At 65.7% G+C, this 22159-nt stretch carries 20 protein-coding genes; 10 read left to right on the top strand and 10 right to left on the bottom strand.

From position 1 onward, the window contains the following. Positions 1–4: 4 nt before the first annotated feature. From ACLQ3J_RS04710 to ACLQ3J_RS04670, 9 genes are all read right to left on the bottom strand, one after another. Complete coding sequence (locus ACLQ3J_RS04710; protein WP_425902337.1) at positions 5–1108, bottom strand: ABC transporter ATP-binding protein; 1104 nt, start codon at positions 1106–1108, stop codon at positions 5–7. Further along, positions 1098–2036 carry an ABC transporter ATP-binding protein gene (locus ACLQ3J_RS04705; protein ID WP_296550713.1) on the bottom strand — a complete coding sequence of 313 codons (939 nt, stop codon included), beginning with the start codon at positions 2034–2036 and terminating at the stop codon, positions 1098–1100. Before ACLQ3J_RS04705 ends, ACLQ3J_RS04710 begins: the two co-directional genes overlap by 11 nt. A 102-nt stretch (positions 2037–2138) precedes the next feature. Beyond that, entirely contained in the window at positions 2139–3722 is a 1584-nt protein-coding gene (locus ACLQ3J_RS04700; protein ID WP_425902335.1) for an ABC transporter substrate-binding protein, read from the bottom strand. A gap of 51 nt (positions 3723–3773) precedes the next feature. Then, a complete protein-coding gene (locus tag ACLQ3J_RS04695) occupies positions 3774–4676 on the bottom strand; it encodes an ABC transporter permease (RefSeq protein WP_296550712.1) in 903 nt (300 codons plus the stop codon). Then, on the bottom strand, positions 4673–5626 hold the full coding sequence (locus ACLQ3J_RS04690) for an ABC transporter permease (RefSeq protein ID WP_169622050.1): 954 nt from the start codon (positions 5624–5626) through the stop codon (positions 4673–4675). Before ACLQ3J_RS04690 ends, ACLQ3J_RS04695 begins: the two co-directional genes overlap by 4 nt. A gap of 279 nt (positions 5627–5905) precedes the next feature. Further along, the gene (locus ACLQ3J_RS04685) at positions 5906–7066 is read right to left on the bottom strand and encodes a thiolase C-terminal domain-containing protein (RefSeq protein ID WP_425902333.1); all 1161 of its coding nucleotides are present in this window, start codon (positions 7064–7066) and stop codon (positions 5906–5908) included. Then, entirely contained in the window at positions 7063–8256 is a 1194-nt protein-coding gene (locus tag ACLQ3J_RS04680) for an OB-fold domain-containing protein (protein ID WP_425902332.1), read from the bottom strand. The genes ACLQ3J_RS04685 and ACLQ3J_RS04680 overlap by 4 nt, the downstream gene beginning before the upstream one ends. A gap of 16 nt (positions 8257–8272) precedes the next feature. Next, positions 8273–9478 (bottom strand): CoA transferase, encoded by a 1206-nt coding sequence (locus ACLQ3J_RS04675; protein WP_169651531.1) that lies wholly within the window; start codon positions 9476–9478, stop codon positions 8273–8275. Beyond that, complete coding sequence (locus ACLQ3J_RS04670; protein ID WP_169622046.1) at positions 9475–10971, bottom strand: aldehyde dehydrogenase family protein; 1497 nt, start codon at positions 10969–10971, stop codon at positions 9475–9477. Before ACLQ3J_RS04670 ends, ACLQ3J_RS04675 begins: the two co-directional genes overlap by 4 nt. Positions 10972–11188: 217 nt before the next feature. On the opposite strand from ACLQ3J_RS04670, the gene ACLQ3J_RS04665 reads away from it, so the two are divergent. The 9 genes from ACLQ3J_RS04665 to ACLQ3J_RS04625 all read left to right on the top strand — a co-directional run bounded on the left by ACLQ3J_RS04665 (position 11189) and on the right by ACLQ3J_RS04625 (position 19618). Further along, the gene (locus ACLQ3J_RS04665) at positions 11189–11998 is read left to right on the top strand and encodes a TauD/TfdA dioxygenase family protein (RefSeq protein WP_169622045.1); all 810 of its coding nucleotides are present in this window, start codon (positions 11189–11191) and stop codon (positions 11996–11998) included. Further along, on the top strand, positions 11995–12699 hold the full coding sequence (locus ACLQ3J_RS04660) for an SDR family NAD(P)-dependent oxidoreductase (RefSeq protein ID WP_169622191.1): 705 nt from the start codon (positions 11995–11997) through the stop codon (positions 12697–12699). The genes ACLQ3J_RS04665 and ACLQ3J_RS04660 overlap by 4 nt, the downstream gene beginning before the upstream one ends. A gap of 82 nt (positions 12700–12781) precedes the next feature. Continuing rightward, on the top strand, positions 12782–13642 hold the full coding sequence (locus ACLQ3J_RS04655; protein ID WP_425902330.1) for a mycofactocin-coupled SDR family oxidoreductase: 861 nt from the start codon (positions 12782–12784) through the stop codon (positions 13640–13642). An 85-nt stretch (positions 13643–13727) separates the two neighbouring features. Next, entirely contained in the window at positions 13728–13919 is a 192-nt protein-coding gene (locus ACLQ3J_RS04650) for a ferredoxin (protein WP_169622043.1), read from the top strand. 49 nt (positions 13920–13968) lie between these two features. Continuing rightward, positions 13969–15315 (top strand): cytochrome P450, encoded by a 1347-nt coding sequence (locus ACLQ3J_RS04645; RefSeq protein WP_425902329.1) that lies wholly within the window; start codon positions 13969–13971, stop codon positions 15313–15315. Positions 15316–15344: 29 nt separating this feature from the next. Continuing rightward, the gene (locus tag ACLQ3J_RS04640) at positions 15345–17045 is read left to right on the top strand and encodes a thiolase C-terminal domain-containing protein (RefSeq protein WP_425902737.1); all 1701 of its coding nucleotides are present in this window, start codon (positions 15345–15347) and stop codon (positions 17043–17045) included. After that, entirely contained in the window at positions 17045–17980 is a 936-nt protein-coding gene (locus tag ACLQ3J_RS04635; protein WP_425902328.1) for an alpha/beta hydrolase, read from the top strand. Before ACLQ3J_RS04640 ends, ACLQ3J_RS04635 begins: the two co-directional genes overlap by 1 nt. 28 nt (positions 17981–18008) lie before the next feature. After that, entirely contained in the window at positions 18009–18827 is an 819-nt protein-coding gene (locus ACLQ3J_RS04630; protein WP_169651535.1) for an NAD(P)-dependent oxidoreductase, read from the top strand. Further along, positions 18824–19618, top strand: a complete 795-nt coding sequence (locus ACLQ3J_RS04625; RefSeq protein WP_169622039.1) for an NAD(P)-dependent oxidoreductase — start codon at positions 18824–18826, stop codon at positions 19616–19618. The genes ACLQ3J_RS04630 and ACLQ3J_RS04625 overlap by 4 nt, the downstream gene beginning before the upstream one ends. A gap of 61 nt (positions 19619–19679) precedes the next feature. On the opposite strand, the gene ACLQ3J_RS04620 is transcribed toward ACLQ3J_RS04625, so the two are convergent. Continuing rightward, complete coding sequence (locus tag ACLQ3J_RS04620) at positions 19680–21242, bottom strand: acyl-CoA synthetase (protein WP_378529006.1); 1563 nt, start codon at positions 21240–21242, stop codon at positions 19680–19682. Between the two features lie 149 nt (positions 21243–21391). On the opposite strand from ACLQ3J_RS04620, the gene ACLQ3J_RS04615 reads away from it, so the two are divergent. Next, the gene (locus ACLQ3J_RS04615; protein WP_169622038.1) at positions 21392–22153 is read left to right on the top strand and encodes an SDR family NAD(P)-dependent oxidoreductase; all 762 of its coding nucleotides are present in this window, start codon (positions 21392–21394) and stop codon (positions 22151–22153) included. Positions 22154–22159: the final 6 nt, after the last annotated feature.

Genomic DNA, 22159 nt, shown 5'->3' with positions numbered 1-22159 from the left:
ACCGTCACCCATCGGCGTTCACCAGTTCGGTGTCGCCCGTTTCGGTGTCCCCCGTTTCGATCTCCACGGCTTCCGTCTCGGCAGGTTCGGACTCCACCGTCTCGAAAAGGTTCTTCCGTCCCGTGACCGACGGCAACGGGAAGTGGCACGCCGCAAACTGTCCCGGCCGTACCTCCCGCATCTCGGGTTCTTCCTCGGCGCAACGATCCTGGGCCTTCGGGCAGCGGGTCCTGAACCGGCATCCCGTCGGAGGCGCAAGGGGCGACGGTACGTCGCCCGCCAGAGCCGGCCCTGCAAACGCTTTCTCGGGATCGGTCAGGGGAACCGAATCGAGTAGGGCACGCGTGTACGGATGAGCGGGATCATCGTAGATCTCGATCGAATCACCGAATTCACACACCTTGCCGAGGTACATGACCATCACGTTGTCGCTGACGGTGCGTACGACCCCGAGATCGTGGGCGATGAACACCACCGTCAGAGCGAACTTCGTCTTCAGTTCCTCGATGAGGTTGAGGATCTGCGCTTGCACCGAAACGTCCAGGGCCGACACAGGTTCATCGCAAATGAGGAGCCTCGGCTCGAGCGCGAGCGCCCGCGCGATCGCCACGCGCTGCGCCTGTCCCCCGGACAACTGCCGTGGGAGCACGTTCGCGAATCGGTCGCCCGGGAGACCGACCTGCTCGAGAACCGACGCCGAGGCCTTCTCGCGTGACTCGGACGACGCGCCCGCAATGGTCATCCCCTCGACCACGATGTCCTTGACGGCGCGGCGGGGATTGAGCGAGGACACCGGGTCCTGGAAGATCATCTGCATATCCCGGCGGAGCGAACGCATGTGCTTTTCGCTCGCACCCTCGATCCACTCTTCTCCGAAGCGGATTCGCCCCGACGTCACCCGGTCGAGCCGGAGGACGGCGCGGCCGGTCGTCGACTTGCCGCATCCGGATTCGCCGACGATTCCCAGCGTCTCGCCGGGCAGTACGTCGAAGCTGATCTTCGACACCGCCTGCACGGTGCCGGCATCCGTCGGGTACTCCACCACGAGATCCTGAACACTGAGCAGGGCCTCTTCGCCCCGCAGATGAGCGGTACCACTACCCGCCATGCGATTCACCTCCGGATACAGCGCCGACCGCCGGAACGACGGGACGCAGACATGCGACCTCATGGTCGATACCGACCGATTCGAGACCGATCGGCGCGACGGTGCACTCGTCCGCAACATGGGTGCAGCGCGGCGCGAATCGGCACCCCTGAGGCGGATCGGTGGGATCGGGCAGCGACCCCTCGATCAGGCGCAGCGGTGCGTGCCGCTCGTGATCGATCGTCGGTGTCGCCCCCAGGAGCGCGTGGGTGTAGCGATGCATCGGCGCATCGAACACCTCTCGGGTGGATCCCACCTCCGCGAGCCGTCCCGCGTACATCACCGCCACGCGGTCCGTGCGACCGGCGACGACGGCGAGGTCGTGGCTGATGAGCATCATCGACATGTCCCGGTCGCGTTGGACGCGGCGGAGCAGGTCCAGGATCTGCCGTTGCACGGTGACGTCGAGGGCGGTGGTCGGCTCGTCCGCGATGAGAAGATCCGGTTCACATGCCAGCGCGATCGCGAGCATCACGCGCTGGCGCATACCGCCGGACATCTCGTGGGGATAGTTGCCCAGCCGTCGTTCGGGGTCCGGAACGCCTACTTCTTCGAGAAGCTTCAACGCTCGGGTCCGCGCTTCGGACCGGCTCACCCCGAGATGCCGCCGCATCCCCTCGGTGAGCTGACGCTCGACCTTGACCACCGGGTTGAGCGAACGCCCCGGGTCCTGGAAAACCATGGCGATCTGGTTTCCCCAGATCTCCAGCTTCTCCTTCTTCGTCAGGGACAGCAGGTCACGGCCCCTGAATGTCACGTGGCCGGATCGACCCGAACGCGGAGGCATGAGCCCCATGATCGCGCGGGCCATCACCGATTTGCCGGAGCCGGACTCGCCGACGATACCCAGCGCCTGTCCGGAATCCAGGTCGAGCGACACGTCGTCCACTGCACGGACGGTGCCACGCGGCGTACCGATGTAGGCACGTAGATTTCTCACTTCGAGAAGCGGCTGAGCATTCACGGCGAGCCGGCCCTTTCCTCGTGTCGGCTAGTTACTGATCCAGAACTCTTCGGGAAGAGGAGACCCGAGTGTGTAAATCTGTGCGCCGTGCAGGTTCTTGCCGAAGGTCACCGACGGCAACGCCCGGACGTACCAGAGACCCACCACCGTGTCGGCGATGATCTGCTGTGCCTCGTCGTACGCCGCTTTGCGCTCCTCGGCGGTCTGGCCGAACCTGCCGCGCTCGAGCGCGGCGTCGAGTTCCGGATTGTTCACGCCCATGAAGTTTCCGCTCGACTGCGAGTCGAACGCCATGGTCAGCGCGTAATCCGGATCCTGGGTGATCGTGGACGAGACGAGCATGTCGAAGTCGCGGGCACCCGCACGTGCTGTCACCGCGGGGAAATCGGCTACCTCGACCTTCATCTCCACATTCTGGAATGCACTGAGCTGAGCCTGGATTGCCTCACCCAGCACGCGACTCTCGCTTGTCGGGTAGGACAGGAAGGTGAACGACACCGGCTTGCCCTCCGCGGCGAGCTCATCGAAGAGACGCTGTGCCTCGGCGGCATCCGTCGTGCTCAAGGGGATATCGGCGTAGTACGGGGAATCCTCGGGGAACAAGGTCTTCGGCACTTCGCCCTCACCGTTGTAGACCACGGTGTTCACGGCGTCGAGATCGACAGCGAGCGACACGGCACGTCGTGCCCGGGCGTCGTCGAACGGTGCGCGGCGTTGATTCATACCGGCGAACTGGCCACCACCGGTCGACGCGACAAGGTACTGCAGGCCGGCGGCCTCGGCCTTGTTGATGTTGGTCCAGCTCGTCTCCGTGGTGAGGTCGGCCCCACCGGTGGTCATCGCGTTGGAACGCTGGTTGGCGTCGGCCACGGTGCGAATCACAAGCTTGTCGAGATAGGGCTTCGGTGCGTCCCAGTACCCGGCGTTCTTCTCGAGCTCGATCGAGTCCTGACGCGTCCAGCTCACGAGCTTGAAAGGTCCTGCTCCGACGGGATTCTCGTCGAATGCCGCAGCGCCCTTCTCGAGTGCGGCCGGGGATGCGATCCAGTTGAGTGCGCCGGCAACGAGCGCCTGGCCGAACTGGGGGTTCGGCTCGACCATCGTCACACGCATCGTCGTCGGGTCGACCACCTCGGTCGATTCGATCTGCACAGCCTGCCGGATCGTTGTGGATCCCAGTGCGGGTTCCTTGAGCCGGTCCCAATTGAACTTCACGGCCGCGGCGTCGAGCGGGCTACCGTCGCTGAACGCGAGGTCGGGCCGCAACGCCAGCGTGAAGGTCTTTCCGCCGTCGGCAGTCGAGAAGTCGGTCGCCATCTTGTACTCGAGTTCGAGCGTGTCGTTGGCCGTGACCATCAACGTGCCGTAGAGGGCATTGCCGAGAGTGGGCTGGTGGGCCCAGGTGTTGGACAGCGCCGCGGGGTCGAGCGAGCGCGGTTCACCCATCTGCAGGATGCGTCCGGTACCACCGGCTACGGGGTCGCCCGCGTCCACGGTGCTCTGGGCGGCGTTGGAAGCGGAAGCGGAATCGCCGCTCCCACATGCCCCCAGCACCAGTGCGGCAGAGCATGCGGCCGCGAACGCGGCCACCAGACGTCTGTGTCGTATCATTCTCGACCTCTCATGTGGAAAATGTTCGAATACAACCGGTTCGAGGCCAACTCAGTCGTGCAGCGTCCGGTCGTACTTGGTGCGGAGGTGGTCGCCTACCTGATTGAGAGCGAACACCGTGAAGAAGATGACGAGGGCAGGCACGAAGACGAGGTGCGGGGACGTCGCGATGGCGTCCTTACCGTCGTTGATCATGCCGCCCCAACTGGGCTGGGGTGGTGGAATGCCCAGCCCGAGGAAGCTCAGAGAACCCTCGGCGACGATCAGGGCAGCGATCACGATCGGCATGTACGACGCCAGCGGGGCGAGAACGTTCGGCATGATCTCCCGAAAGAGAATGCGCCCGTTCCCCGCACCCATGTTCTTTGCCGCTCTGACGAATTCGCGTGAGGACCACGCCAGGGTGTTCGCTCGGGACAACCGGATGAACGACGGAATCGCCAGCAAGCCGAGCCCGAAGAGCATCGTCTGGACGCTCGGAGTCAGGATCGACGCCAGGGCGAGAAGCAGGATGAGCGGCGGAAACGCGAGCATGGCGTCGGCGACGAGCGAGATCACGGCGTCGACACGCTTGCCGAAGTATCCCGCGATCATCCCGAACAGCGAGCCGACGACGAAGCCGACTGTGCCGGCGACGGCACCGATCACGAGCGACACCTGGGCGCCGTAGACGACGCGCGAGAGCAGGGACCGTCCGAGCGTGTCGGTTCCGAGGAGCGTGTCCAGCGAACCGAAGCCGGGTGGCGTGCGGGGCGGACCGATCGGGATGTTGTACGGAGCGAGGGGCAGGAGTCCGGCGAAGACCGCCGCACCGATGATGATCACCAGCCACGCGATCGACAGGTACACCAGAATCGACCGGGTCTTCTTGACCGCGGGTACATCCGGAAGTTTCGTGGCTACCTCGTCGACGGGGCGCCCCTCGTCCTTCTTCTCCAACGCGACCTGGGTCATGCTCCGACCACCTTCCTGACCCGCGGGTCGATCACTTGGTAGCTGAGATCGACAAGGGTGTTGATTCCCACGTAGACGACCGCGATGAACACCACGATGCCCTGGACCATGATCACGTCACGCGACGTGATGGACGACGCAACGAGTTGCCCCAGACCCGGGAGCCCGAACAATGTTTCGACGATGACCGTGCCTCCGATGAGGCGGCCGAGGTTGATGCCCGCGACGGTGATCAGCGAGAAGGACGAGGGGCGCAGCGCGTGCCGGAACATCACGTACCAGGACGGCATTCCCTTGGCTCGGGCCGCGGCGACGAAATCCTCACGCAGCGTGCCGATGAGATCGGTGCGGAGCAGACGGTGGAATGCCGCGATCTCCGTGAGCGCGATCGCCAGCGCCGGCAGCAGAGCGCCACGCAGGTTCTCACCGAGTCCTTCCTCGATCCGGGACCATCCCATCACCGGGAAGATGTTGAGCTGAATCGCGAGGAAGTAGATCAGTACCGGGCCGGCGATGAAGGCCGGCACCGACAGGAAGACCGCCGACAGCGCGTTCATCCCGCGGTCCACCTTGCTACCCGGGCGCGACGCCGAAACCACGCCCATGACGAGCGCGACGAGGAGAGCGATGATCAAGCCCATAGCGGCGAGTTGCAGCGTCACCGGAAGTCGCTCACCGATGGCCTCGCTGACCGATTGCCCTGTCAGCGGCGATGTTCCGAGATCACCGCGCACCGCATCGGCGAGCCATCCCGTGTACTGCGCCCAGAACGGCTGGTCGAGGCCGAGCTTGGCGTCCATCGCGGCGACAGCCTCGGGTGTTGCATTCTCGCCCAGGATGACCTGTGCGACAGATCCCGGAGCAAGACCGAGCAGTGCGACAACCGCGATCGTCACCAGAAGGACGACCAGCAGGCTGCGGCCCACTTTCTTCGAAATCGTGAGAATCATCCACACTCAACTTTCATCGTGCTGCCGGAGCCGTGGGACGCGGCGACACAGAACAAGACCCACCCGAGCACTCCATGTGATGACCCACACATTAAGTCTTGTTTGTGAGCACGGCAATACGGATTCACTAGAAAGGTGAATGGTGTGCAAAGAATACAGAACGGCAATCTTGCAGTGCTGCAACATATTCGGCCGACACACGTCGAAGCGAGACAGTCGTGCAACGTCGAACAGCCCACACCCACGTGGCGTGGGCGCGGGCTGTCCGGGTGGCAGAGATTATCGAGTTGCGGGCCCCTCCAGAATCGTCACGGCGGCAACCGCTGTCGGACCTCCGACATTGTGCGCAAGTCCGATTCGCGCTCCATCGACCTGATTGACGGCCTGTCCCCGTAGTTGCTCGAAGAGTTCGACACACTGCGCCACCCCCGACGCGCCGGGTGGGTGACCCTTCGTATTGAGACCCCCACTGGGGTTCACGGGAAGGGAACCGCCGATATCGGTGGCCCCGGACTCCAGCAACTTGAACGCTTCGAATTTCTCCGCGAAACCGAGATCCTCGTAACTGATGAGTTCGATGCCGGTGAAGTAGTCGTGGACCTCCGCGACGTCCACGTCCGCCGGACCGAGCCCGGCCGCGGCGAACGCCTGCTTCGCGGCACGCCGAGTCGCCGGCAGCGTGGTGAGATCCCCTTTGTGCTGGTGCATCACGGAGTCGAGGCCGAGTCCGGTACCGCGGATCCACACAGGACGGTCCGTGAAGCGATCGACCACGTCGTCCGCGACGAGGATGAGCGCGGCGGCACCGTCGCTCTGAGGCGCGCAGTCGTAGACCCCGAACGGCGTGACCGTGGTGTCCGCGGCGAGCACTTCTTCCACAGTCAGTTCGAATCGCCGGCAGGCCTTCGGATTGGTCAATCCGTTGCGATGGTTCTTCACCGCCACCATCGCCATGTGCTCACGGGTGGCAGGGGACTCGTACAGGTAGCGCCGGACGTGGAGTGCGAAGCCCGCTTGGGCGAGACCCAGTGGGTAGTCCCACGCCATGTCCCGGGTCATCGCCTCCCATTCCCACAACATGCCCTTCGACGCCGTCTCACGGATCTTGTCGGCACCCATGACGAGGGCGATGTCGTACGCCCCCGAGGCGATCCCGAACATCGCGTTGCGGATCGTGTCGTGCCCGGTGGCACAGGAATTCTCGACGCGCGTGACCGGCAGTTCCGGCAACCCGAGCGTGTCCGCCAGGATGCCGGACGGAAATCCGTCCGTGGTGCCCATCGAGCCGAACCACGCGGCCTGCAGGTCGGACTTGTCGATCCCCTTGTCGACGCTCGCGGCGCATTCGGAGTACGCCATCGGGAGCAGATCCCGCATACCCAGCGCAAAGTGCTCGGCGAACGGGGTCATTCCTGCGCCGACGATTGCGACGTTTCTCATGCCGCCTCCTCCGCATCCGTACCGACATCGTCGGGCTCGAACGCATAGCCGTAATCCGGGACGCCCGACCGCACAGCGACCCGGCGCAACACCAGCCTGCCGCGGTCACCGATGTCGGCCGTGCCGGCTTCGGCTCCGGTAACCCGCACCAGCGCGCGGACTCCGACGTCGTCGAGTTCGACGACGACCAGCGAATAGGGCGTACTCAGGCCCGGAACCGGGATGTGCACGGTGACCTCGGTGTACACCGTCCCGGTCCGGGGAAGATCGACGAGTAGATACCCGGTGTTCAGCGTTCCGTCGGCGTCGACGCGGTAGCGGGGCGGAAAGTCGAGAGTCTCACTGTCCGCGAAACGACCTGCCTCCCAGCGGACTTTCGCCTCGAATGCTCGTTCGTACGCGGCCAGGGATATCGGAATCTCCCCTTCGGCGGTACTGATGGAGGCCGGTCTCGGCCGAGGCGGCCGTTCCCGCCGGTTCACCTGTACCGCCCCGTCGGCGACCGTCAGCCCCGACAGGCTTGCCTGCTCCACGCCGACCAGTGGCCCGGGGATGCCGGCTTCGGCCATGGCCGCGAGGGCGAACAGACCCGAACTCGCCCCTGTGGTGGGCAGGTCCAGCCTCCGCGTCGCCGCGAGACGGCCGGTTTCCGACGACGTCACCCCGGCCACGATCGCGGGGGACTCCACCCACGCCGTCGACAGCGAGGCGAGGTAGCCGCGCTTCGCGAGCAGCCGCGGATCGCCGTAGTCGTGGATGTCGCCGGACGCACTCCGTGTCCGCACCGGCAGGCTGCGCGAGACCCGTGCAGCCGTGCGAACCTGCAGACCGCGATCGGACGTCAGTACCGCTGCGGCCCCGGCAGGTTCGATATCGACGCCGATCACGAGCGTGCGGGGGCGAGCCGATCCCAGAGCGTCGAGTGCGGCCGGTGCGCCACCGAGACGCTCGGTCACCTCGAGCTCGGGGTCGAGTCCGAGCCCCGCGAGCAGGACCGCCGCGTTGCTGCTCTCCATCAGCGGCAGGTCCCGGCTCACGACGACCACGTACTCGGCGGATCCGCCCGCTTCGAGTGCGGCACGACCGGCCTCGACGGCGAGGGTGACGGCATCCTCGTCGTCACCGGCGACCCTGCTGTCCGACGATCCCCAGCAGGGCAGATACGTTCCGATCGAAGCGATGTAGGGCATGATCCCTCCTTGCGAACTAGGTGACTGCGCCCGCGGTCTTGAGTTCGATGATGCGTTCCCAGTCCAGCCCGAGTTCGAGGAGAATCTCCTCGGTCTGGGCAGCGAACTCGGGCGCCGGGCCACTTTCGGGAGCGGCGACGTCGAACTGCACGGGATTGGATACGAGTTCGAGTTCCCCTGCCTTGATGAGGTACTCGTTCGCCCGGACCTGGGGGTCGCTCACCACCTGGAGCGAGTCCTGGATCGGCGCCCACGGCCCCGACAGGGTGCCGAAACGCTGAGTCCAGTCGCTGAGCGGCTTGCTGCCGATGACCTCACGGAGGATCGCGACCGCCTCGGCGGTGTTCTCACCGATCGCCTCCGCATTCGCGAAGCGCGGATCGTCGATCAGGTCCGGCCGGTCGATGTGCCGGCACACGTCGGCCCAGAAGCGACCGGGCTGGAGCATCACGAACGACACGTACCGGCCGTCGGCCGTCCCGTACACACCGGACAACGGGTTACGCGGTGATCCGTGCCCGCCGGCCTTCGGCGCCTCCATGTGCACGCCGAGGTGCGCCGACAGCGCGATCGTGTGGCCCATGGCCCACACGCCGCTGCTCAGGAGCGAGACGTCGACCACGGACGGCTCACCCGTTCGTTCACGCTTGAACAGCGCTGCGGCGATCCCACCGGCGAGGTTGGTGCCGGAGATGGTGTCGCCGAACGCGGGTCCGGGAGGAGCGATCATCCCTTCCGTTCCGGCCGGGGTGAGGGTCGCGGCGACACCGGCGCGGGCCCAGAAGGCCGTCATGTCGTAGCCACCCTTGTCGGATTCGATACCGCGAGGCCCGAGTGCGCTGCCGCGCGCGTAGACGATCTTCGGGTTCACCGCACGGATGTCGTCGACATCGATGCTCAGCTTGGTACGTACCCTCGGCAGGAAACTCGTGAGGAAGACGTCGGCGCCGCGTACGAGGTCGAGCAGCACTTCGCGGCCTTCGGGAATCGAGATGTCCAGTCCGAGACTGCGCTTGCCTCGGTTGGCGTGCTCGACGTTCGGGTTCGGGTCGCCCTCGACGCGCATGGTGCCGGTCTGACGGAGGCCGCGCTGCGGGTCGCCGGTGACCGCATGCTCGATCTTGATGACGTCGGCGCCCCATTCGGCGAGCACCGCGCCCGCCGAGGGGACGAAGCCGTACATCGCGACCTCGACGACACGGACTCCTTCGAGCGGCCTCACTTGACCACCACCGAGAATGCCTTCAGCTGCTGGAACTCGGCCAGGCCCGCGGCGCCCATCTCGCGACCGATACCGGACTGCTTGTAACCGCCGAACGGGACGTCGGGGCTGAAGTAGTTGCCGCCGTTGACACTGAAGGTGCCGGTCCGGATGCGACGCCCGATGGCGATGCCTCGCTCGTCGTCCGCGCTGAGCACGCCACCGGAAAGTCCGTACTTGGAGTTGTTGGCGATCTCGACGGCGTGGTCGTCGTCGTCGAACGGGATGACAGCCAGGACCGGTCCGAACACCTCTTCCTGCGCGATCTCGCTGTCGGGGTCCACGTTTGCGAGCAGGGTCGGCTTGTAGAACCAGCCCGGATCCACCTTCTCGCCGCCGGTGACGAGGGTCGCGCCCTCGTCGACGGCGCGCTTGACCATGGCGTCGATCTTTTCGCGCTGCTTCTCGCTGATGACCGGGCCCATGTAGATCTTCGGGTCCGACGGATCACCGAACGGCACGTGCTGCATGACACCGGCGACGTGCGCGACGATCTCGTCGTGCTTCGACCGCGGCACGAGCAGGCGAGTGGTGAGGGCACAGCCCTGGCCCGCGTGCGAGCAGATGCTGAAGGCCGCGAACTGGGCGGCGGTCGCGACGTCCGCGTCGTCGAGGACGATGAGTGCCGATTTGCCGCCGAGTTCGAGGAAGACCCGCTTGAGGGAGTCGGCTGCCGCCGCCATGATCTTCTTGCCGACCGGCGTCGAGCCGGTGAAGGTGACCACGTCGACGTCCGGGTGGGTGGTCATCAATTCGCCGGGAGCGATCTGCGACGACGACAGGATGTTCACCACGCCCGCGGGGATGTCGGTGTGGTTGGCAATGACCTCGGCGAGTGCCTGCGTGACGAGCGGGGTGTCGGGTGCGCCCTTGAGCACCACCGTGCAGCCTGCGGCGAGCGCGGCCGGCAGCTTCGCCATCGCGAGCTGTGTCGGGTAGTTGTAGGCGACGATCGCCGCGACGACGCCGGCGGCTTCCTTCTCGACCCAGCGACGGTGGGGCTGTCCACGGAACTCGACCTCGCCGAGTTCTTCCGTGAACGGTGTGTTCCGGAGGAGTTCGGCGTAGTACTTCACGATCTCGATCGGGGCATCGAGCTGGTTGCCGTGGGTCAGGATGCGCGGCGCACCCACCTCGGCGATGGTCAGCTCGCGCAGCTCCTCGACGTTGTCGCGCAGGGCTTGGTACAGCTGGTCGAGGCACTTGGCGCGGAATTCGACATCGGTCGACCACGTGGTCGTGTCGAATGCGCGACGCGCTGCCTTGATGGCGGCTTCCGCTTCCTCCACCCCGGCGTCGGGAGCATGGCCGACGATGTCGCCGGTCGCCGGGTTGTAGGACGCGAACGTGCGATCGGTGGTGACCAGCTCGCCGTCGATGAGCAGGCGCTTCGTCACACCGTTCGAGGTTGCGCCGTCGGCCACAGCGGTCGACCCGTTGTCCTGCACTGACATTCCGTCTCCTCACATGGATGAAAACATCATTCTCTTCAATGAGAATTATTGACTCTGTGAGGGAGAACTCTAGCAACCGGCCAGCCGCGAAGATAGACCGAAAGTGATTTGCGCCACGAGCCCCAACTCGGATTCGCCGTCGTGGCGGCGTTCGTCCGGGTCTTGCGACCTGCAATTGCGCGAGAGTATGGTTCTCGCATCCGGAAGGGAGATTCTTGTGATTCAGACTACAGCCCTCAGTCCGTCGCTGGGCGTAGAAGTGACCGGCTTGGACAGCCTCGACGACGACACCGTCGTTGCGCAGCTGCTCGAAGCACTCAAGTGGAGGGGCGTCCTGCTGGTCCGGGGGCTGAACCTCGACGACGACGCCCAGCTGGCCTTCAGCCGCAAGCTCGGCAAGGTCGTGACACCGGCACCGGGACAGGAGATCTTCACCGTCTCGCTGGACCCGGCCAAGACTCCGTCGGCCGAGTACCTCAAGGGCACGTTCCACTGGCACATCGACGACACCACCAACGAGGTGCCCGCCAAAGCCACCACCCTCACGGCCCGGCACGTGGCGATGGTCGGCGGTGGCACCGAATTCGCCAGCACGTACGCGGCCTACGAGAATCTCCCCGAGCAGGAGAAGAAGCGCTACGAGGGGTTGCGCGTCGTGCACAGCTTCGAAGCCGCTCAGCGTCTCGTCCATCCGGACCCGCCGGAAGAGATGGTCGCCCGGTGGCGCGCACTGAAACCCCACGAGTCCTCACTCGTGTGGGAACGTCGCGACGGCCGGCGGTCACTGGTCATCGGAGCCACCGCCGATCACATCGTCGGGATGCGCCCCGAAGAAAGCCGCGAACTCCTCGACGAACTGCTCGCGTGGACGACGCAGGAACGCTTCTGCTATTCGCACGAATGGGCCGTCGGTGACCTCGTGGTGTGGGACAACACCGGAATGCTGCACCGCGCCCTTCCCTACGATCCGTCGTCCGAGCGCCTGATGCGCCGCACCACCATCGTCGGGGACGAGGCATGGGCATGAGGACAGCCGTCGTCACCGGAGGCAGTTCCGGAATCGGGCGCGCCATCGCCGAACGCTTGCGCAAGGACGGCCATCGGGTCGCCGTACTCGATCTCAACCCCACCGGGGACGAGTTCGAGTACAAGGTCGACGTGTCCGACCGTGAGCAGGTCGAGGCCGCGTTCGCCGAGATCCGCGCGGAACTCGGACCCGTCACGATCCTCGTCAACGGCGCGGGACTCGAGCTGTACAAGCGCTTTCAGAACATCGACTACGACACCTGGCAGAAGGTCGTCGCGGTGAATCTCGGAGGCGTGTTCCACTGCGTCCAGGCCGCGTTGCCCGACATGATCGAGGCCGGATGGGGACGCATCGTCAACATCTCGTCGTCGAGCGCGCAGTCGGGCCAGCAGTTCATGTCCGCCTACGTCTCGTCCAAGGCAGCGGTCAACGGCCTCACGAAATCCCTCGCGCTCGAATACGGGCCCAGCGGCATCACCGTCAATGCCGTACCGCCGGGCTTCGTGGACACTCCGATGCTGCGCCGCTCCGAGGAGAAGGGGCTGCTCGGCGGAACCATCGAAGACCACATCCAGCGCACACCGGTCCGGCGGGCAGGACGCCCCGAGGACATCGCCGCCGCATGTTCCTTCCTGATCTCGGAAGAGGCCGGCTACATCACCGGGCAGATCCTCGGGGTCAACGGCGGACGCAACACCTAGAACACCCACTCCGGCCCCTCGAGGTGCCGGTTCCGCTCGGCCGGAATCCTCCCGGCCGATACCCCTCCGAAAGGATTCTCCCGTGGGACGTGTTGAAGGCAAGGTCGCGTTTATCACCGGCGCAGCTCGTGGTCAAGGCCGTAGTCACGCAGTCAAACTCGCATCCGAAGGCGCCGACATCATCGCTGTCGACATCTGCCGGAACATCGATTCGATGGGGTACGCCATGGCGACCCCGGAAGATCTCGAAGAGACCGTCCGGCTCGTCGAGAAGGAAGGCCGGCGCATCGTCGCCGTCCAGGCCGACGTGCGTGAGGCCGCGCAGGTGAAAGCCGCCCTGGAGCAGGGGCTGGCCGAGTTCGGCAAGGTCGACATCGTCGTCGCGCAGGCCGGTGTCGCCGGCATGAAGGGCGAGCCGCAGACCCAGGCGTGGGCCGATGTCGTCGACACCAACCTGGTCGGCACGCTCAACGCGATCCACGCCGCGCTTCCGCATCTCACCGAGGGCGGCTCCATCATCGCCACCGGTTCCACCGCCGCCCTGATGGACATAGCCAAGGTCGACGTACCCGGCAAGGATCTCGGCGGCGTCGCGTACGTCTTCTCCAAGCGTGCCATCGCCCAGCTGGTTCACGAACTGGCGACCCATCTGGCACCCCGCAAGATCCGTGTCAACGCACTGCATCCCACGAACTGCAACACCGAGATGCTGCAGAGCGAGCCCATGTACCGGTCGTTCCGCCCGGACCTCGAGCACCCGACCCGCGCGGACGCCGAGCCTGTGTTCGGTGTCCAGCAGGCCATGCCGATTCCGTACATCGAGCCCGAGGACTCCAGCAACATGGTGCTCTTCCTCGCGTCCGACGAGTCGCGCTACGTCACGGGCATGCAGATGCGCGTCGACGGTGGCGGGTACCTGAAGTGGTACGACTTCCACATCTGACCGTCACAGTGCGCGGGACTTTCCCCGGTGGTCGTGGGAATATCCGGGCGCCAACCAATTTCAACCGCAACCGGGAGGAAATATCGTGAAGGTGAAGGTCGATCCCGAGCGCTGCCAAGGGCACACCCTGTGCGCCATGGCGGCACCGGAGGTATTCGAACTGAGCGAAATCGACGGTCATGCCACAGCCGTCGTCGAGGAAGTACCCGCCCACCTCGAGGAGAACGTGCGGGAAGCCGCGCGGTCGTGCCCCGAGCAGGCAATCCAGATCTCCTGACCATCAACGTTTCGAACAGTCCGTCCATCGAAGCGTCAGAGAGGAAACCATGAGTGTCGACGACGTCGTTGCCGACAATTCCCACCGCACCCCGGTCTTCAATTTCGACCGGCACGCCGCCGAGTACCGCGAGAACTTCCTGCCGATCACGGAGGAAATGCAGTCGAAGTGCCCCATGGCATGGTCGGACACCCACGGAGGCCACTGGGTCGCCGCGGGTAGCGACGAGGTGTTCAACATCGTCCGTTCACCCAATGTGTCGAACGACCACGACATCAAGGGCGTTCGTCGCGGGTACAAGGGCATCATGATCCCGACCGCCGAGCGCGCCTCCGGCGTGCGCGGCGGAATTCTCGAAATGGACGACCCGGAACACCGCGAATTCCGGGCACTCCTCAACCCGTATCTCTCCCCTGCTGCGATCCAGAAGTGGATCCCGATCATCGACGAGGTCGTGCAGGCCAGCCTCGACGAGAAGATCGAGAGCGGCCGAATCGATTTCGTCGACGACCTCGCGAACGTCGTGCCTGCCGTCATCACGCTGGCGATGCTCGGAATCCCGATCAAGAAGTGGGAGGTCTACTGCGAGCCGGTCCACGCGGCCATCTACACCCCGCCGGATTCCCCCGACATCGCACGCATCGGTGAGCTTCACCGCAACATGGGTATCGACCTGCTCACCAACCTGTTCGAGATCCGGGAGAAACCGCGCCCGGGCCTGATCAACGCGATCGCCGACGTCGAGGTGCTCGGCGAGAAGCCCGACGACATGGAGTTGCTGGGCATCCTCAGCCTGCTCATCGGCGGCGGCTTCGACACCACCACCGCGCTGACCGCGCACGCACTCGAATGGCTCGGCGAGAACCCCACCGAGCGCACTCGTCTCAGCGACGAACGCGACGCCCTGCTCGACAGCGCCACCGAGGAGTTCCTGCGCTACTTCTCTCCGACGCCCGGTGACGGACGAACCTTCTCTGCGGACTGCGAGTTCAGCGGTGCGCAGGTCAAAGAAGGCGAACGTGTCTGGCTGTCGTGGGCGATGGCCAACCGCGATCCGGCCCTGTTCGACGAGCCCAACTCGGTGGACATCGAGCGTAAGGGCAACCGCCACTTCAGTTTCGGACTGGGTGTGCACCGTTGCATCGGGTCGAACCTGGCACGGACGGTGTTCAAGCGGATGTTGATCGCCGTGTTCGATCGCATGCCGGATTACACATGCGATGCGGAGAACACGGTTCACTACGACTCGATCGGAGTCATCCAGGGCATGCGGCATCTGCCCGCAACGTTCACGCCGGGCAAGCGGATCGGCCCCGGACTCGACGCGACCCTGGAAAAGCTGCAGGTCCTGATCGACGAACAGGAACTCGCAGCACCCATCACGGCAAAGAAGTAAGGATGCTCGGGTAAGTGGCTGACACAGCGGTGGTCGATCAGGAATCAGGGAACGCAGGGACACAGGACACGCCGGCGAAAGCCTCCGGACGTCCCCTCCCCCAGCTGACCCTGGAAAACAAGTTCTTCTGGAAATCAGGCGCGGACGGCCTGCTGCGGATACAGGAATGCGAGTCGTGCTCGGCTCTCATCCATCCTCCTCAGCCGATCTGCCGCTACTGCCGGGGGAAACAGATGGGGGTGCGCGTCGTCTCGGGTTACGCCACCCTCATCGGATTCACGGTCAACCACCGCTTCGGTCTGCCCGGGCTCCCTACGCCGTTCGTCATCGCGCAGGTCGCACTCGAGGAAGACCCCCGGGTGCGGCTCACGACCAACACGGTGGAATGTGATGCCGAGCAACTCGAGCTCGGCATGCGCATGGAAGTCGTGTTCGAAGCCGACGGTGACGTCTGGCTTCCGTTGTTCCGCCCGGTAGCGGAGCAGGGTCCCCCTGCTCCCCTGCCGACGGACGAGATCGAACCGGACCAGATCCGGTTCCACATCCGTCCCCCTGTCACTCAGGACAAGTTCGAGGACAAAGTCGCCATCAGCGGCGTCGGCATGTCCGACATCGGACGCCGCATGATGGTCAATCCGATCGCCCTTACAGTCGAAGCCTGTGAGCGCGCCGTGGCCGATGCCGGCCTGACGATGGACGACATCGACGGCCTGTCGACCTATCCGGGTGCCGGGCCCCTGGTCGGGTTCGGCGAGGGCGGCATCGGCGCGCTCGAGTCCGCGCTCGGCCTGCGCCCCACCTGGTTCAACGGTGGGCTCGAAACCCCCGGTCCCAGCGGCTCGGTGATCGCCGCGATGCTCGCCGTGGCGAGTGGGCTCGCACGCCACGTGCTCTGCTACCGGACGTTGTGGGAGTCGACCTACAGCGAAATGATGCGCTCGGGCGACATCACCCCGTCCGGTGGACGCACCACGAGCTGGATGATGCCCTTCGGTGCAAGCTCTGCGGCACACACACTCGCCCAGAACGCCCAGCGGCATTTCCATCGCTACGGGACGACGCGCGAGACCCTCGGCTGGATCGCGTTGAACCAGCGGGCGAATGCAGCACTCAACCCGACCGCGATCTATCGCGACCCGATGACCATGGACGACTATCTGTCCGCACGCCCGGTCACCACGCCCTTCGGGCTCTACGACTGCGACGTCCCGTGCGACGGTGCCGTCGCGGTCATCGTCTCCGCGGCCGAAACGACGCGCGACCTCGCCCGTCCTGCCATCCGCGTCGAAGCGGTCGGGACCCAGATCGTCGAGCGCATCGAGTGGGACCAGAGCACCCTCACGCACGAACCGCAGGTCCTCGGGCCCGCAGCGCATCTGTGGACACGCACCTCGCTTCGTCCGGAGGACGTCGACGTGGCCCAGTTGTACGACGGATTCAGCTTCAACGCCCTGTCCTGGATCGAAGCACTGGGCTTCTGCGGGATCGGCGAAGCGAAGGACTTCCTGGACGGAGGAAAGAACATCGCGCGCGACGGCATCCTCCCTCTCAACACGCACGGCGGCCAGCTCTCGCACGGCCGCACCCACGGCATGGGTCTCGTCCACGAAGCGGTCACACAGTTGCGCGGCGACGCGGGCGACCGGCAGGTTCGCGATGCGCGTGTCGCCGTCGTCAGCAGCGGCGGGCTCACCCCGGGCAGCGCGATGCTGCTCCGGAGCGAGTCGTGATGGCCGCTCACCCCCGCACCTCACCGATCGAGGAGGCCCGCGTCGACGGCGCGGGAGGCGTCTCACCCGTCTCTCGCGTCGTCGATGTCGAGGGCATCCCGATGTCCGGCCTCCTCATCGAGGCGGATGCACCCCGTGCCGTGATCGTCGCGCTGCACGGTGGTGCCGCCCGGTCCGTGTACTGGGATTGCCCCGACCATCCGGAACTGTCGCTGATGAGAGAGGCGGTGGCGCAGGGATTCACCGTGCTGGCGCTCGACCGTCCGGGTTACGGGTCTTCCCGCCCGCATCACGAGGGCATGTCCGAACCCGCTCGCCGGGTGGAGCTTGCGTTTGCGGCGATCGACGGTTTCCTCGGCTCGGGATCGCGCGGTGCCGGTGTGTTCCTCTGGGGACATTCCGTCGGCAGCGAGTTGACGATTCGGATGGCAGTCGACGATCGCAACGGCGACATCCTCGGCCTCGAACTGTCGGGCACCGGACGCGAGCATCACGCGCTCGCGGCCGACATCTTCGGCACCAAGGATCGGTACGCGAACGCCCGCGGCGTCGGCGAACTGCTCTGGACCCCGGCCGATCTCTACCCGGCCGACATCATCGGCGGCGCGAAGATCGCGTCGTCCACCCCGGCGTACGAGGGCGTCGTGACGGCGTCCTGGCCCCAGGAGAACTTCCCTGCACTCGCCGCAGAGGTCCGGGTACCGGTGCACTTCACCGCGGCCGAGTACGAAAAGGTCTGGCGCAACGACCCGTCCGCTCTCGACGACGTTGCGGCGATGTTCACGGAGGCACCCCGCGTGCAGGTGCAGGTAGAGCCGTCGGGTGGGCACAACCTGAGCATCGGTTACGCCGCGCCCGCCTACCACCGTCGCGTGATCTCGTTCCTCGAGGAGTGCATCGAGGGCCGCACCCGGCCGGCGGATTTCAGGTCATGACCACCACGAACGGTAAGGAGGTTCGGTGATGCGTGTCGGATTCATCGGGCTCGGAAGTCAGGGCGGGCCGATGGCCCGCCGTATCGTCGAAGCAGGTTTCGAGACCACACTGTGGGCTCGCCGGCCCGCGTCCCTCGAACCGTACGCCGACACTGCCGCCACCTACGCCGAGTCACCGGCGAAGCTCGCCGCGGTGAGCGACCTGGTGTGCCTGTGCGTGGTCGGTGACGACGACGTCCGGCAGATCGTCGCCGGAGAGAACGGGCTCCTCGAAGGACTCCGTGAAGGCGCCGTGATCGCGATCCACAGCACGATCCACCCGGATACCTGCAGGGAACTCGCCGAGATCGCCGGCACACGCGGCGTCTCGGTCGTCGACGCGCCGGTCAGTGGCGGCGGAATGGGCGCGGCCGCAGGCACTTTGCTCGTCATGGTCGGAGGCGATGCCGAGACCGTCGAGAAGTGCCGTCCGGTGTTCTCGACCTACGGCAACCCTGTCGTGCATCTCGGCGAAGTGGGAGCCGGCCAGGTCACCAAGCTCCTCAACAACCTGTTGTTCACCGCGAACCTGTCCGCTGCGGCAAGCACCCTCGAACTCGGTGCGGCCCTCGGGATCGATTCGGCGCGCCTGGGTGAGGTCGTCGCGAACGGCACCGCGAACAGCTTCGCCCTCGGACGCGTGGTGTCGGCAGGCGGGACACTCGACCGTATCGCGCAGCACGCGGGTGAACTTCTGCGCAAGGATGTGCGGCACATCGCGGAGATCGCCGACACAGCCGGCGTCACCCCCGGCGCCGCGCTGACCGCAGCCGACGCCACCCTCGAGATGATGGAGTATCCGCGGTGACCACAGTGCATTTCGTCGGCGCGGGCCGCATGGGCCTGCCCATGGTGGGGCGTCTCGTCTCGAACGGCCACGACGTGCGGGCTCTGGCGCGCAACGAGGAGACCCGATCGGCTCTCGAGTCGGCCGGGGCCCGGCCGGTGGCGGACATCTCCGACATCGGCGACGGCGCCGACATCGTCGCGGTCTGCGTCTTCACCGACGCCCAAGTCCGGCAGGTATGTCTCGACGACGGAGTGCTCGCTCGTATGCCACAGGGCTCGACCCTGATCGTCCACACGACGATCAGCCCTCGTTCCATCGAGACGTTGACCGCCGAGGCGGCCCCGTACGGGGTATCGGTCGTCGACGCTGCGGTCAGCGGTGGACCGCACGACATCGCGGCGGGTGCGCTGACCTTGTTCGTCGGTGGCCCGGACGAGGCCGTCTCTGCCGTGACGCCGGTGCTGAAGAGTTATGGTGACCCGGTCATCCACGTCGGACCCAGCGGCAGTGGCCAGCGGGTCAAGCTGGTCAACAATGCCTTGTTCGCGGCGGAGATCGGCCTGATGGCGGAGGCGGCAGAACTCGGCCGCCGGCTCGGCCTCGACGAGAAATCGCTCTTCGAGGCACTTCCGCACGCGAGTTCGTCGTGCAAAGTCATGGGCAACATCGCGATGCGCGGTTCCGTCGCGGAGTTCCGCAGCGCTGTCGGCGAGTTCCTGTCGAAAGACATTGCCGTCGTGCGTGCGACCGTCGCCGAACTCGGAGCCGACCTGGGCGTGCTCGACACCGCGATCGACGCGCGTACGTAAGTCGCGGCCCCGGACGCCGGGGCGACGCACTCGGTGCGTAGCCCCGGCGTCCGTCTCCCGGTCAGACGACGTGGGATTCGCGTCCCGCCCAGTACCCGTCGCGTAGTCGGCGCTTGTACAACTTGCCGTTGGGGTCGCGTGGAAGCTCCGTGACGAAGTCCACCGTGCGAGGACATTTGAAGGAAGCCAGCTCGTTACGGCAGAAGTCGATGAGCTCGGACTCGAGTTCCGGGCTTGCCGACGCCGGATCTGCCAACTGGACCACAGCTTTGACGGCTTCTCCCATTTCGTCGTCCGGAACGCCGATCACGGCGGCGTCGACCACCGCGGGGTGACCGACGAGGAGGTTCTCTGTCTCCTGCGGATAGATGTTCACCCCTCCCGAGATGATCATGAATGCCTGGCGATCGGTGAGATAGAGGTAGCCCTCGGCGTCGAGATATCCCATGTCGCCCAATGTCCGCCACCCCTGCTCGTTGGTGATGGACGCGGTTTTCTCGGGATCGTTGTGGTACTCGAACGCTCGACCGCCCGCGAAATACACCACGCCTACCTCCCCCGGGGGAAGCTCTCGACCGTCGTCGCCCACGATGTGGCACTCCTGCATCGGCCGGCCCACCGAACCGGGATGCGACAGCCACTCTTCGGGAGAGATCGCGGACGCGCCCACATCCTCTGTACCCGAGTAGTACTCGTGGATAATCGGTCCCCACCACTGCATCATCTGCTGCTTGACGGCGACGGGGCAGGGGGCAGCACCGTGGACGACCTCCCGCAGGCTCGACGTGTCGTACCGAGCGCGGATGTCGTCGGGCAGTTTGAGCAACCGCACGAACATGGTGGGGACGAACTGCGCGTCGGTGACCCGGTACTTCTCGATCAACTCGAGACACGTGCGCGCGTCGAAGTTCTCCATCACGACGACAGTGCCGCCGAGCCGATGCCAGGACATCGAGAAGACCAGTGGCGACGCATGATACAGCGGAGCGGGCGAGAGATAGACGACGTCCTGACGCGGACCGTGGCGCAGAAGACCACGGGCGATGAGAACGGGTGCGCACGAGGGATCACCGAGTGGCGTGCCCGGCCACGGTTTGCGCACGCCCTTCGGAAAGCCCGTGGTGCCACCCGAGTACAGCATCTCCCGGCCCTCGATTTCGGCCTCGAGGGGTTCGGCCGACTCGCTGCGAAGCACGTCGCCGTAGTGTTCGAATCCCGGGATCGACCCGCTCGCCGACACGAGCACCCGAATGGCACCGAGGTCGAGATTCTCGATCACCTCGGCCATTCCCTCGCTGCTGACGAGGGCGACCGCACCGCAGTCGCTCAGCACGTGCTCGACCTCACCGGCCCTGAAATGCCGGTTGATCGCCGTGTAGTACAGGCCTGATCTTTGTGCTGCCCAGCAGATCTCGAGGAACGGGCGGTTGTTCTCCATGAGGATCGCGATGTGGTCGCCGGGGCGCAGTCCCCGGGATCGGAGTGCTCGCGCGAACCGGATCGAACGCTCCTCGAGTTGCGCGTAGGTCACGGTCTCTCCGCTGGACGCCATGACGATCGCGGGCCGGTCCGGGTGGGCGCGCGCGTGGGTGCTCGGTATCAACAGTTCCTGGGTTTCGGTCACGGACTCTCGCCTTCTTCGTCGACCGCCGGCCCCCGCCGACGAAACGGAAACATTGTTCTCACACACTAGAACTTTGTTCTTGCTCTAGGTAGGTTCGGATTCACGGGTTTCCGGTTTTCTGGACCGACGCGAAAAGCAGGGATGTTCATATGGACGGATTGAAAGACAAAGTCGTACTGATCGCGGGTGCCGCAACCGGACTCGGCGCCGACTCCGCGCATCGCCTCGCCAGGGAAGGCGCCCGGGTCGTCGTCGGCGACATCGATGCGGAGGGAGCCGAGCGCACCGCCGCCTCCATCCGCGCAACAGGCGGTGAGGCGACCGCGGCGCAGTTCGACATCTCCGACGACGATTCCGTGCGGGCCCTCGTAGCGTCGACGGTGGACGGTTACGGCGGACTCGACGCGGTCCACATCAACGCCGGCGACATGTCCGCCGTCACCAAGGATTCCGACGTGGTGAGCATCGACCTCGACGTGTGGGACCGCACGGTCGCCGTCAATCTGCGCGGCCACATGCTCGTCACGCGGCACACCGTTCCCCTGCTGCTCGAACGCGGAGGCGGTGCCATCGTCTACACCTCGTCGATCGCCTCGTTCACCGGTGATCCGCAACGGCCTGCATACTCTGCGACGAAGGCGGGGATCAACGCTCTCGCACGCCATGTCGCGTCGCGGTGGGGACGCGAAGGCATCCGCGCCAACGCGGTGACACCGGGCCTGATCCTGACCGACGAGATCCGGGAAGGCGCGCCGCCCGACCTGCTCGCCGGAATGCTCGCGCGCACGCGCAGCACCCGCCTCGGGGAAGCTGCCGATGTGTCGAGCATGGTCGCGTATCTGATGTCCGACGACGGGTCCTGGATCAACGGGCAGGTCGTCAACGTGGACGGCGGAACCGTCCTGCGTTGACGACCT

The sequence above is a fragment of the Rhodococcus sp. DT1 genome, from assembly GCF_049844875.1.
Lineage (GTDB): Bacteria > Actinomycetota > Actinomycetes > Mycobacteriales > Mycobacteriaceae > Rhodococcus.
This window is presented reverse-complemented; position numbering and strand designations above follow the sequence as displayed.

Excerpts from the sequence above, each read along its gene's own strand:
- ACLQ3J_RS04710 (WP_425902337.1), bottom strand. The coding sequence starts at position 1,108 with ATGGCGGGTAGTGGTACCGCTCATCTGCGGGGCGAAGAGGCCCTGCTC.
- ACLQ3J_RS04700 (WP_425902335.1), bottom strand. The coding sequence starts at position 3,722 with ATGATACGACACAGACGTCTGGTGGCCGCGTTCGCGGCCGCATGCTCT.
- ACLQ3J_RS04695 (WP_296550712.1), bottom strand. The coding sequence starts at position 4,676 with ATGACCCAGGTCGCGTTGGAGAAGAAGGACGAGGGGCGCCCCGTCGAC.
- ACLQ3J_RS04690 (WP_169622050.1), bottom strand. The coding sequence starts at position 5,626 with ATGATTCTCACGATTTCGAAGAAAGTGGGCCGCAGCCTGCTGGTCGTC.
- ACLQ3J_RS04685 (WP_425902333.1), bottom strand. The coding sequence starts at position 7,066 with ATGAGAAACGTCGCAATCGTCGGCGCAGGAATGACCCCGTTCGCCGAG.
- ACLQ3J_RS04680 (WP_425902332.1), bottom strand. The coding sequence starts at position 8,256 with ATGCCCTACATCGCTTCGATCGGAACGTATCTGCCCTGCTGGGGATCG.
- ACLQ3J_RS04670 (WP_169622046.1), bottom strand. The coding sequence starts at position 10,971 with ATGTCAGTGCAGGACAACGGGTCGACCGCTGTGGCCGACGGCGCAACC.
- ACLQ3J_RS04660 (WP_169622191.1), top strand. The coding sequence starts at position 11,995 with ATGAGGACAGCCGTCGTCACCGGAGGCAGTTCCGGAATCGGGCGCGCC.
- ACLQ3J_RS04645 (WP_425902329.1), top strand. The coding sequence starts at position 13,969 with ATGAGTGTCGACGACGTCGTTGCCGACAATTCCCACCGCACCCCGGTC.
- ACLQ3J_RS04635 (WP_425902328.1), top strand. The coding sequence starts at position 17,045 with ATGGCCGCTCACCCCCGCACCTCACCGATCGAGGAGGCCCGCGTCGAC.
- ACLQ3J_RS04630 (WP_169651535.1), top strand. The coding sequence starts at position 18,009 with ATGCGTGTCGGATTCATCGGGCTCGGAAGTCAGGGCGGGCCGATGGCC.
- ACLQ3J_RS04615 (WP_169622038.1), top strand. The coding sequence starts at position 21,392 with ATGGACGGATTGAAAGACAAAGTCGTACTGATCGCGGGTGCCGCAACC.